Here is an 11,073-nt window from a genome sequence, read left to right as displayed (position 1 = left end):
TCGTGGATTACAGCGATGATTTAAAAGCGGAAAGGAGGAAAGCTGGATGAGTGGAGTACAAACCCCAGAAAAGCAAAAACCCAGCCAAAGGCTGGGTTCTTTAAATAGTGGTGCCCGGACTCGGAATTGATTTGGTTTTGTTATTTATTTGATAAGTATGGTTTTTACCGTGTTTCATAAAACCAGGGGCCCCCAGTAAGGCCCCCATCTGCAGCGCATCAAAATTTGACGGTTGAACGGGAATTTTTACGTTCATTTGAACTGTTTCTGATGGCATGGTGCTCTGACCATTTACGGAATCGCAGTGAGCATCATCCGTGTTTGAAAATGATACCATAATTTGGTTCCTTACTGTTTAGTGGGCAACGCCCCCGGATAGTGCCGGGCGATGATGTCATTCAGCTTATCGACCAGTTCCGGTCGCTTAAAGGTGATATGCGCCGTTCCCTTCTGAAAGTACTTGATCACAAACATCTCATCTTCATACCGTGGGGCATGCCTGTTTGCATCAATATGATCGCCGAGACGGCGGGTGACATCAGCGCGGTTATCGGGGACAGGCTTTCCATCAAGCAGCATCAGCATGCGCTCAAGGTCAGCTAACCGATCGCGCTGCCAGCCCCAGTTCAGACCAAATCCCCATCTGTCATATTTCACCAGGCCATTCACGATGATCTTTCTCCCAAACCTACAGGGGCTGTTTGTCTTAAAATTCCAGCTCAGACCCTTAAACACATTAATCACGCCACGTTCAAAGACTTCACCTTTATTCAGATGTAATTGTTTAAAAGTGCTAAGGATATTTTCTTCACTGATAGCAGGAATATCGTCTTTCTCCAGGCTGTTGTACCACTCGTTGCGGGCCTGTGCGTCCATGAGCGCCAGCATTCCAGACTTATTCATCAGGTCTTTCCAGATGCTGCGATCGATGTTGTGGGTAATGGCTTTCATCGCTGTTTCAGGTTTCTCCATCAGCCAGCAGTCGTAACGGTATTGCCGTACTCCCCATTCATTTGTTTTACCACCGCCGATGTCGCTGGTCAGCGTCGAGATATCGTCAAGTTGCTGTATCAGCGTTTCAATTTGCGCCAGCGCCGCGTTGCGTCCGGTGACGATACGTTCAATGCTGGTCGAGCAAATTACATCGGTATGGTCAGTTAACACTTCGGATTCGGTGAGAGTCAGTTCTGACATTTTTATTTCCTTTATATAAAGCAAAGCGCCAGCCGGATGAGGGCTAGCGCTGATATGCGTGTACGGGGATTATGATTTTTTGTCGTTGTGCAACTGCCGCAGGAGTCGAAGCGTCCGGACATCATTCCTTGCCTGGCGGACCCAGGGCAATAACATGGCGGAGTCGGTCTGGTCGTCGTCGTTATCGAAAATCAGTGAGCAATCGCAGTCAATGTTGTCCTGAAGCCAGTCAGTCAGAATATTCAGCGCTGCTTCTGTGGTGAGTGTCAGCATGAGATTACCTGTGATTGTATTGAGGGAAAGATTTACCAGTCGAAGGTTTCAAAGCCGGGCAGCAGGTCGCCTGCTGCATCCAGATGCAGAATATCGATCCCGTAACGTCGTATCAGCGTGGTCACTAATCGACGGCAGTCTTTTGAAAGCCCCATTCGCTTCAGTTCCAGCACCGGATATAAGCGAGCGTTGAGTCTGAGCAGATAACCGTAGCGGGTGTACAGTATCCAGTCGTTGTCGCCGCCGTCGTGGTGTTGAAGGGTTACCTGGTCAAGGATAGCGTTATCCTCACAGGTGATATGTGCCGTGCTGCAACACAGGCCAGGCAGACGAACAGAAGGGGGAAGAGGCGTTTCAACAATCAGCTTTCCGGGGGTATCAGCAATACGAAGTGAATAGCCGTTGTCACAGACCACATTGATCAGGTCGGTCAGCTCAATCCCGTCAATATCCACGGCGATCCGGCCCATGTTAAGGGCCAGTACATTAACGGTATCGGCTTCCACCGTCAGGGACAGCTTCATTGCTGCCCCCTGGATGACTGCCCACTGATGGCGCAAGTCACCGCCTTATAGCCGGTACGTTGCATCAGGCCGGTGGCCTTTCTGGCCCGGAGTATGTCAATAGCGCTGATGAACGGAGACTGATGCTGAATGGAGAAACCGGGACGATCAATTCGCACCAGTTCAGACTTTTCAACGAGAAAATTGAGTGCATCTGCCAGTGAAATCCCGGCGTCAATATGCTGATGGATCACATTGCCATCACCAAACTGTGTGTCGTTAAGCGAAAGGCCGTAATGCCTTTCCAGCAGATACGTAAGCAGAGTCTGCCAGATTTCAACGGGCGTCGGGCGTGGTGAGGCCTCCCGCGTTGAGGATAGTTGTCGGGTTTGCATAGCTGGATCTCTTTGTTGACGGGTAAAAACAAGGATAAGGAGTAAGAAACTTTACGCGGTTATTGCTGATGTCGGATAAATCGCCAGGTACACGTACCCATGCGACCCCAGCGTATCTGATTCACAGGTCAGCCCTTTCGCATACAGTGTGACGCAGTGCTGATGTCGGGGATTAAGCTCACCGGAAAGCAGCATCAGCTCCAGCTGCTTCATCAGAACCGGAAACGCCTGGTCGAGATGGCGTAAATCCGCATTGCTGAAGGTTCCTGTAATGCTGGCGCGGTCGGCCAGGTAATGCAGCCGGTTGCCCTCCTGCACTAGACGTGCGCCAAAACACGGGATGACTGCAGGCTTAAGCCCCCACCAGGGTTCGGTAATATCATGGCTTGCTACATTTGTTGGGTTTTGCATTTAAGTAATCCTTAATAGTGTGTTAATTCAGGCTAACACTGCGCAATACGACATAGGGACCGTTGCGGTCCTGACGACGTTCAGCGAAGACCGCGAGCACACCGCTGATATCCTGAACCTCCCGCCCGGCATAGTGGCAGACGCTGCCGGACCATTTATATTTACCCGTGCAGAAGCGAAATAACCGGGACTGCGGGTGCTGGCGGTATATCGCCATTGCCTGACGTTTCGGAATGATTTTCATCGCAATTTTCTCCTTAAAGCCAGCCTCTCTCAGAAAACGAGACGATCTCCATCCCGCCAACAACCAGATGATCCAGCAGGTGAATATCAACCAGATCCAGCGCCTGCTTAAGACGCTCGGTGATCCGCCTGTCCGCATCGCTGGGCTCTGCGTGCCCTGACGGGTGGCAGTGCGCGACGAGAATGGCAGCCGCGTTATGTTTCAGTGCTGCCTTCACCACCTCCCGTGGATGGACCTGTGTATGGTTGATGGTGCCGGTAAAGAGGGTTTCATGCGCAATCAGCCGGTGCTGGTTATCGAGGAAGAGCGCGGTAAATTCTTCACGCTCCTGTGTGGCAAGATGCAGGCGCAGCCAGTCCCGGACGGCATGGCTGGAAGTAAATGACACCCCGGGTTCACGTAGCTGGCGATCCAGCAGGGTGAGTGCCTCCCTGATGGTCTGTTGTGCGGATGCCGGTAATTCGGCGGCAAACAGCGGTAACTGTTGTTCCATGTCGGGACCCTCAGTCGATGATGTGCATGATGGCGCTGCATTCCGGGTGGTTGAGCGCGTAGTCCCGCAGGCGGTAATAGTGCTCCGTCATGGCGTCGCATTCGGTGCGCATGGCGTGGTGGCTATACGTCATCAGACAGACGGCAATTCCGGCAGCCTCAGCGCTGAACTCTCCACCGTTACCGTTCAGGGTGTTGAACAGCGACCATTGTTCATCAGTATCCTCATTCGCTTCCGGGGCCATAAACGCGCCGCCGTTGCTGAGCGTGTAAAACTGCCAGATGCCGCCGCTATAGTCCGCACAGAAGCGGTCCATCCACGCGAAGACAGTCGGCTCGAGGATTATCCACTGCGGTATGCTGCCGAAGTACTGCGGCCAGAAGCTGAGACGCTGTTCGTCCGGTACCGACGTAGCGGTCAGTGCTGGCGCAGAACCGGCATCGGTATGTTGTGGCTGTAACTGGAAGGCATCGTTAAGGTTAATAATGTCGGTCATGTTAGTTTTTCCTTGTTTATTTATCTGGTTGGGGATGCAGGTTCAGCAGGAGTGACGGGCAGGACTGCGTATAGCCATCTTCATCACAGCGTGATGGCCAGTGGCCTTCAGGAAGACTTAAGCAGCACAGGCTGAGCTCGCCGGGCCGATAAAGAAGGTGTGAGCACCAGGCGCACAGGTCGTCATCGGAGATGGAGCGACAGCCCGGCAGACTCAGCAGGACGAACGGATATGGCGTAACCTGATAACTGCCATCAGGGATGTGCGGCATTACTTCAGCGTCTCCAGCAGACTTTCCGCCATCACCCAGAGCGCCCTGTTGAGCTTTACGTCGCCGTCGATGCCGCTAACGGCACGGGTATGGCTGCGTTTACCCTTCGCGGTACGTCCGGGCAGGCCGCCTTTCAGCAGGTTCTCCTGCAGCCTCTGGTACGTTGTCCACAGGTCGTCCTGCCGGTCTTCATACCGTCGTGGCGTCAGCACCTGCGTGGTGGTCACCGGCTGGTGTTCTTCACCAAAACGGTACGTTAGTGCGGCGTTTGCCAGGGCGTGTTGTACGGGTGGTGGTAACTGCAGCGACTGCATGGCGTCACGTTTCTCTTCCACCCTGTCAAAGACACCGAGTACTTCGTAAGCACCCTCAATCACTTTCTCAACGATATTGCCCCGATGCGGAACTCTGATTTCGCCAAACGACTGTCCGCAGACGAGCGAATTCGTGCATACGCTTCTGAAGATTCCTGGTAAGAGCTGAAAACTGGATGCGCCATCGTGCGAATTCAGAATGATGATTTCAGGGACATGTTGTCCATTTATCTGACCAGCCCGGCGTAAGCGGAGCAGGTGCTTTGTGTGCTCACGACGGTCAGGGTCCCGAACGCGTGACTGACAGGCAAAGAAGGGCTGGAACCCTTCGCGCTGCAGGTTTTCGAGCAGGGTTATAGTCGGTATATAGCTGTAGCGTTCTGAGCGGGATGCGTGTTTATCCTCGCCAAAAACGCTGGGTACATGTTGGTGTAATTCTTCGTGGGTCAGTGGACGGTCACGGCGGATTTGATTTGTCCGCCCAAAACGGCTGGCTAATCGCATGGTTAATTTCCTTAGGGTTGATTTTGCGGCATAAACAAAAAAGCCATGCGCCCCGAAGGGAGCATGGCCTGTTAGTCGTGTAACGGGTATTCGGCTGAGGGGCCTGGTGAGTCAGTCCCGGGGTATGCCGTGACTGGCCAGATAGCGGTTGAACCATTCCCCAGCACTGGCTTCAAAATTCCACGCCCGCCAGAGTAACTGCCCCTCGCGGCGACGGATGACGAGGCGAAAATCGGTGCCCTGGTCGTCTTCAGTCGCCACGTTCTGGTACGTCGCCACAATGGCCTCAGCCTGCCTGCGGGTAAACGGACCGGGCGGTAGCAACGGACTGTTGGTGTTGTGCATGTGAATGCTCCTGGTAAACGTCATAAAACCAGATGCCCCGCTCAGTGAGCAGGGCATCAGTGGGTTAAGTGTGTCGCGATGAATTGCAGTATCTGCTCCATCAGGGCCGAGATTAAGGCTCCTGCGAGCAGGGTTGCCGTCTGTCTGGCGATATAAATGCTGTCTTCATCGTGGCCTTCTTCGCGGAAGTGGTCTTCCACAAACTGCTGTGCCCGGCTGCTGGCGCACCACGTCAGCGCCCGCTCCAGCGCAGCGAGCAGTATTTTGAGTAATGTCATTGAGTCAGTCTCAGAGGAGAGCCCGGACGGATGGGGCATTCACGGATGCCCCTGCCGGGTAAGTCAGAGGGGAGTGGCGCTACTGTGCAGATGGCGTTTCCGGTGGCACGGCGGGCTGACCATGAATAATTCGGTGCTTTGCCAGCGCCTGCGGCATGTCATTGATGCAGTACGTGATGTAAAAGACGTTGAGCACCACGGTATAGAACGCATTCATCTTCAGGTCAAAGCGAAAGGTGTTCAGCGCATAGTGGCGGAGCGCGGCTCTGGCCTTAAACGCCCAGACGATGTACATCACGCCACAGGCGAGTGACAGAATGCCGCTTAAGGCCAGTAGCGTGTCGTTGCCCGTGTCGTAGCCGGCGAGGTCCGGTGAGGCCATCACGCCGAACTGGCGTCCGAGCCCGAAGCAGACGGCCAGCCAGATAACGAAGGTATCTCCGCAAACCGGGTAACCGGTGGTGTCGCTGATAATCTGCTGTTTTCGGTACAGCCAGAGTAACGGCCAGATGCCGCAGGTTGCGATGGTGAGCAGCACAAAAGTGAGCGTTGGTGTTGCCAGTCGCTGGCTGAGTGTCGAGATGTCGGTCATATTGCATTGTCCTTGATTGATGTTGCTGTAAACAAGCGGGCGGGGCTACCCGGCGGTCAGTGTCGTGCATTCGGGCATATCAGCCAGAACCTTGTGAACGTTTCCGGCAGAAGGGGAAAAATGCCCCACCTTTTTGTCGTTGACGTAAATCTCAAACGACGTTGCTTTTCTGGTGGCATCAATGAACGACAGCCAGGCGTTGTCGCCGTTACGCCAGCCCAGAGAGGACGGCAGGGGGAACGTCTGGTCATCCGTGACGACGGTGATGGCGGTCTTATCATCCTGTGAATCGGCACCGCTGCCGTCAGGCAGGGTGAGCATGACGTGATGCTGCAGGATATTCTGGTCGTCAGGGTTGCCGGTGCAGTTCAGGTTCATCATCACGTTTTCCGGGCTGGTGATGATGTACTCGGTGACGCCCATACCGAAGCCACTGCTCCACATATTGGGGACCGCCTGTGCCGTGATGGCAAAGGTCAGTAATCCTGCTGACAGGATGGCGTGCATGAATCGCATGGTATTTTTCCTTCTGAGTCAAAAATGTTGTTGAGGGGCAGCCGTGTTACATGAGTTGTTTACCCACGACGATAAGTCCGGCCAGCCAGCCGATACACTGTGGGCCCACAAGCCAGAACAGACGGGCCTTGAGTAATCCGGTCATTCCTTCGCGGGTGTATACCGCATCCGGCATCAGCCATTGTCGAAGAGCAGCACCGACCGTCATACCGGCTCCGGGCCCAAGCGTCATCCAGAACAGATATCCCATTCCCTGACCAAAACTGCGTATCTCGCCGGTACTCCCGAACACGTTAAACAGCACGACCACAAGCGCGATGGCGAAGGCAATCGCGAAATATTTAATGACAAGCGCCATGTTCAGATTTCCTTATTTTCTGCACTGCTGAGCAGCGCTCAGCATGTTGTCCATGAAGCGCGGGGGGACATACCAGTGCTGATGCCGGTAAATCAGGCGGTAAGGCTCCTGCTCATCGTGACGGACACCGCCGACCAGCAGACTGACCACCCGGTGATGACAAATGGCTTCGGCCAGACGATGAAAACTGTCAGCCTGTGTCCATGCTGACGGTAAGTCGTGCCAGATAAAGCAGGGTGAGGTGCCCGTTTCATTCATCAGCAGGTGCATCAGTTGCCGGTTCTGCGACGGGATAATGCGTGCGATACCGGTACTGCGGGCAAAGGAAACGGCCCCCGGAGAGTGATCACGCGTGGCGCTCTCACTGAGCCGATACGTGCCGTTCTCCCCGATAATGTCGAGCTGGACCAGCCGTTGATGTAAGTCACGACGCAGGGTGCGTATCGATACACCAAACTCACCGGACAGTGTCTGAAGGGTCAGCGTTTCTCCGGCCATTAACCGGCTGATAATGACCGACAATCTGACGGCCAGCCGGTCGTAGCGGGCCTCTTCATCGGGTCGTTGCATGGACGCTCCGTGTGCGATAAATAGGTTGATATTTCATGCGGTTATTATGCGGGAGGGGAGGGACACGTTATGTCCATCCCCCGTAATGGCGGAAAAGAAAAAGTAAAATTCATCTTTCAGTAAACAGGAGAATTAACAAAGGGTTAGTGCCAGGTAGCTGAAATGACGACAGCATGCTGACACGCCCTGTCATCAGTCGTGCCGTAGCGAGTACGGTCAGCGGCTCAGGCTTTGTGCTGGATGGGCTGACCCTTATTAACGTTACGGTGCACTGAAGATATGCTCACACTGCGTGCAGTCGTATTCATCAAAGACGGTACCGTCCAGTTGTTCTCCGGCCAGAGAGCCTGCCACCGCACCAGCACAGGCGCCGGACAGAAAACCAATGAGGCCTCCGGCTATCGTACCGACAACCGGAATGACTGAACCTATCAGCGCACCGGTGGAGGCTCCTTCAAGCCCGGCAAGGCCTCCGGCTGTTGCGCCAATGACCCCTCCCGTCTTTTTACCCACATGACGCAGCTGTATATTTTGTGAACCGCAATTCGGACAATGCATTTCCTTCTCCCTTATTACTGGCAATAAATAGCCGCCTTCATGAGCTGGCGGACCGTGTATCAGAGAGACCTGGGTACCGGAACAGAAAGTATAGCTGTGACTTAGCGCGAGAAGCATACGCACGGGTGTTTTGTGGGACAGTTGACCCGGGAGAAGGAATAACGACGGTAACAGGGTATCGGGACCCCGTTTGTTCTTACTGGACACATTAACCTCCGTGAGTGAAATAACAAAACGGCAGCACTTCTGCTGCCGTTCTCACACTGGTAATATAGGTCTGAAATTATTTTGAATGTCATTTCTGGTCTGTATTGCTGTCTCCGCTCACCTTGTTTTCAGTGCAACATCCTCACTCACCACCACAGGTTTTTCGGTAATGGTCATTAATCAGCGTTTCCAGCAAATCGCTGATGCGAACTCCGCTGCGTTCAGCCATAAAGTCCAGTCGTGTTTTTGTGTCGTTCTTCAGGTAGGTATTGAGTGCTTTTTTATCGGTACGAGACTGACGTAATTTTTGCTGGTTCCAGGCTTTATTCAGGTTCAGAAGGAATAAACGCTTTGTATCCGGTGCATCGTCCCATAAATCGAGTGCGGCACGCAGAGCTAAATTGCGTTCAGTATGGCTGAGAGGAGTAAACCAGGTGCTCATTCCTGGCGTTGAAATATTTAATGAGAGCCCGATAGTGGGCGCATTTCTTTCTTCCTGAAGCGATTTGAGGCTGTTCCATGCCCACAGTACCGCGTCTTCTTCATCAGGTAACCATTTCAGCGGAGCTGGTTTGCTGTAAATATTTTTCCACTGGTCTTTCAGCCTGTCCATGACCTGGCGCTTGAGATGATTTACCGGCGGGGTCGGAATAATAATGTTGTCGAAAAAAGAGATGATAATATTAATTCTTTCCTGGTGGCTTGTCGGAGATACACTCAGATTCATTCGCTGATACCAGTTCTTTTCGAACTCTGCATTTGCTGGTTTGTCAATACCAAGTTCGTAGTCTCCGGCCTTGCAAATATACGCCCATAACCAGAATGTTGCCCGTTCATCCTGTTTTAGCCAGTCAAAACTTTCCAGCGGAAGGATGTTTTCATCGCGGGCTGTTTCCATATCAGAAAAAAGTCTTGCCCGCTGTTCTGCATTCGGTATGAACTGATTGATCAGTTTGTTGAGTGCCTGTCGACAACTTTCTGCATCCTGGTGAGGAATGTCACGGGTGTTAATTATTTTATTAACACTCAGCCACCCGGCATAAAAAGCACAGACTCTCAGGTCACGGGTTTTTATAAGATGTTGTCTGCCATTGTCGTAATGTACAACCATTGTGGATACCTGTAATAGTAAACTACATAGTAGTGGTTATGGTGGTGATTTTTGTAGCTAAACAGTATCACGATGATGGTTTTATCGTCACTTAAAAACACATCTGGTAGTCATCGTGAGGTTTTATTGTTGATTTATACTGGTTTTTACAAGGTTTTACCATGGTTTTAAAGTTGTCATTTTCTTTGTTTATCTCTCAGATGCTTCTCTGTTTACTGAATGAGTATCGTCTCAACAGGTTATCTTGTTCTCCTGCATGCTTTCGTTTTCATCCCCATCATGGTGCCTGGTTCGCTTCAGGGGGCATTTCTGGTATCTGATCGGGCTGCCATGAGGTATTTCCATTTTGTTGCTCATAATCAGGATTGAGGGCTTCTGCGGGCAGTGATGATACGGGGTTAATTTGATTGAGGTTATTTGATGTGACGTGGTGTCTATTTTCATGATATTGAAAAAGATAATTCCAGAGTAACTGATGCAGGCGTTTATTGTCGGTAAATGCTGTCTGGCGTGGTTATCTTCATCGTTATTGTTATGCCTGGTGTGTTGGATTGGTATTAATATATTAAAGAAGGGGTTTATCATTTGTAACAGTAATCGATGATGTGTTATCAGTAAGTGGGTTATGCCTGGGTGGTATTATTATCTGAAGGTATTCACTAAGGGGGTAGTACTATTGGATGGTATCCATTGAGCAATCATTGCCATCAGGTAAGCAATACACTATTCAATGTAGTCACAACCTGAATGTTTAGCACTAATTAAAAATCTATCATTAAGAAAACAGAATTGAATTGAGTCGAAATTACCATTGACTAGCCCTCGTCAGGATAAAAGTGAAGATGATTAACATCAGTAATCTAATAATCATAACGGCAGGGTGATTACTGGTTAACATTAACATTTGGGGTGAATGGTCATGCCTGAAAATCAGCAGGTGAGTATCAATGGTTTATTACTGGTCTGCGTATTAGTGATGAGCGTTAAATGCTCAGTCAGTGAACTAACCTGTAGTAAGCCTGTTGGTATTGCTCTGTCTGCCTGATATTGACGCTTACAATACCTGTCAGTTACAGATACTACGGTGACCCATTATCCCTGAAAGTTTTTTGATATGTGTAAACAAGGCCATTGGTAAAGACTGTAAACGGGGCATTATCCGTGTTGGTAATAATAGCCATGATTGTATCGTAAACAGAATAACCCGATTGAGGTGACGTGGAATAGGGTGATTACCAGTAATCACCGCAAGTTATTTAATAAGTAATTGAGCGCTGTAGTGCCTTATACCGCCATAGCTTCCTGTGAGCCTGCATAAGCGCATTGAATAACACGGTAGTGGAAATCTGTGGTTAGTATGAATATGGCGCTCCTGATGCGTTACAGAGCGTTTTAGCAGTAGTCCCGATAACGATTATTTATCGGGCTTATTGAACGGGG

The 11,073-nt window shown here is 51.3% G+C and carries 19 protein-coding genes; all 19 read right to left on the bottom strand.

Annotated features, from left to right (window positions below; translation table 11 throughout):
* Positions 1-100: 100 nt before the first annotated feature.
* Positions 101-337 carry a hypothetical protein gene (locus ACWWFX_RS22930; RefSeq protein ID WP_181638371.1) on the bottom strand — a complete coding sequence of 79 codons (237 nt, stop codon included), beginning with the start codon at positions 335-337 and terminating at the stop codon, positions 101-103.
* 11 nt (positions 338-348) lie between these two features.
* Positions 349-1,194 (bottom strand): DUF4942 domain-containing protein, encoded by an 846-nt coding sequence (locus ACWWFX_RS22925; protein ID WP_181638370.1) that lies wholly within the window; start codon positions 1,192-1,194, stop codon positions 349-351.
* 69 nt (positions 1,195-1,263) lie between these two features.
* On the bottom strand, positions 1,264-1,467 hold the full coding sequence (locus ACWWFX_RS22920) for a hypothetical protein (RefSeq protein WP_181638369.1): 204 nt from the start codon (positions 1,465-1,467) through the stop codon (positions 1,264-1,266).
* Between the two features lie 32 nt (positions 1,468-1,499).
* Positions 1,500-1,991 (bottom strand): DUF5983 family protein, encoded by a 492-nt coding sequence (locus ACWWFX_RS22915; protein ID WP_181638368.1) that lies wholly within the window; start codon positions 1,989-1,991, stop codon positions 1,500-1,502.
* Entirely contained in the window at positions 1,988-2,365 is a 378-nt protein-coding gene (locus tag ACWWFX_RS22910; RefSeq protein ID WP_181638367.1) for a TA system toxin CbtA family protein, read from the bottom strand. The genes ACWWFX_RS22915 and ACWWFX_RS22910 overlap by 4 nt, the downstream gene beginning before the upstream one ends.
* A gap of 51 nt (positions 2,366-2,416) precedes the next feature.
* Positions 2,417-2,776, bottom strand: a complete 360-nt coding sequence (locus ACWWFX_RS22905) for a type IV toxin-antitoxin system YeeU family antitoxin (RefSeq protein ID WP_181638366.1) — start codon at positions 2,774-2,776, stop codon at positions 2,417-2,419.
* A 22-nt stretch (positions 2,777-2,798) separates the two neighbouring features.
* Positions 2,799-3,020 (bottom strand): DUF987 domain-containing protein, encoded by a 222-nt coding sequence (locus ACWWFX_RS22900; RefSeq protein WP_181638365.1) that lies wholly within the window; start codon positions 3,018-3,020, stop codon positions 2,799-2,801.
* A 13-nt stretch (positions 3,021-3,033) separates the two neighbouring features.
* Entirely contained in the window at positions 3,034-3,513 is a 480-nt protein-coding gene (gene radC, locus ACWWFX_RS22895; protein WP_181638364.1) for a RadC family protein, read from the bottom strand.
* A gap of 10 nt (positions 3,514-3,523) precedes the next feature.
* Positions 3,524-4,009 (bottom strand): antirestriction protein, encoded by a 486-nt coding sequence (locus tag ACWWFX_RS22890; protein WP_181638363.1) that lies wholly within the window; start codon positions 4,007-4,009, stop codon positions 3,524-3,526.
* Positions 4,010-4,025: 16 nt separating this feature from the next.
* Positions 4,026-4,280, bottom strand: a complete 255-nt coding sequence (locus ACWWFX_RS22885) for a hypothetical protein (RefSeq protein ID WP_101700259.1) — start codon at positions 4,278-4,280, stop codon at positions 4,026-4,028.
* Positions 4,280-5,098, bottom strand: a complete 819-nt coding sequence (locus ACWWFX_RS22880) for a DUF932 domain-containing protein (RefSeq protein ID WP_181638362.1) — start codon at positions 5,096-5,098, stop codon at positions 4,280-4,282. The genes ACWWFX_RS22885 and ACWWFX_RS22880 overlap by 1 nt, the downstream gene beginning before the upstream one ends.
* A gap of 111 nt (positions 5,099-5,209) precedes the next feature.
* The gene (locus ACWWFX_RS22875; protein WP_101700257.1) at positions 5,210-5,443 is read right to left on the bottom strand and encodes a DUF905 domain-containing protein; all 234 of its coding nucleotides are present in this window, start codon (positions 5,441-5,443) and stop codon (positions 5,210-5,212) included.
* Positions 5,444-5,499: 56 nt separating this feature from the next.
* Complete coding sequence (locus tag ACWWFX_RS22870; protein WP_101700256.1) at positions 5,500-5,721, bottom strand: hypothetical protein; 222 nt, start codon at positions 5,719-5,721, stop codon at positions 5,500-5,502.
* 79 nt (positions 5,722-5,800) lie between these two features.
* Complete coding sequence (locus tag ACWWFX_RS22865) at positions 5,801-6,313, bottom strand: DUF4234 domain-containing protein (protein WP_181638361.1); 513 nt, start codon at positions 6,311-6,313, stop codon at positions 5,801-5,803.
* Between the two features lie 45 nt (positions 6,314-6,358).
* A complete protein-coding gene (locus ACWWFX_RS22860; RefSeq protein WP_181638360.1) occupies positions 6,359-6,829 on the bottom strand; it encodes a hypothetical protein in 471 nt (156 codons plus the stop codon).
* Positions 6,830-6,875: 46 nt separating this feature from the next.
* Positions 6,876-7,187, bottom strand: a complete 312-nt coding sequence (locus ACWWFX_RS22855) for a hypothetical protein (protein WP_023336630.1) — start codon at positions 7,185-7,187, stop codon at positions 6,876-6,878.
* A 12-nt stretch (positions 7,188-7,199) separates the two neighbouring features.
* The gene (locus ACWWFX_RS22850; RefSeq protein ID WP_225622967.1) at positions 7,200-7,757 is read right to left on the bottom strand and encodes an HTH domain-containing protein; all 558 of its coding nucleotides are present in this window, start codon (positions 7,755-7,757) and stop codon (positions 7,200-7,202) included.
* Positions 7,758-8,018: 261 nt separating this feature from the next.
* Positions 8,019-8,315: a hypothetical protein gene (locus ACWWFX_RS22845; protein ID WP_181638359.1), complete on the bottom strand. Its 297-nt coding sequence runs from the start codon at positions 8,313-8,315 to the stop codon at positions 8,019-8,021.
* 349 nt (positions 8,316-8,664) lie between these two features.
* Positions 8,665-9,633 (bottom strand): hypothetical protein, encoded by a 969-nt coding sequence (locus ACWWFX_RS22840; protein ID WP_181638358.1) that lies wholly within the window; start codon positions 9,631-9,633, stop codon positions 8,665-8,667.
* Positions 9,634-11,073 lie beyond the last annotated feature (1,440 nt).

The sequence above is a fragment of the Pseudocitrobacter sp. 2023LY-00077 genome (genome assembly GCF_055796175.1).
Note: the sequence above shows the minus strand (reverse complement) of the source record. Positions and strands in the feature narration are given on the sequence as shown.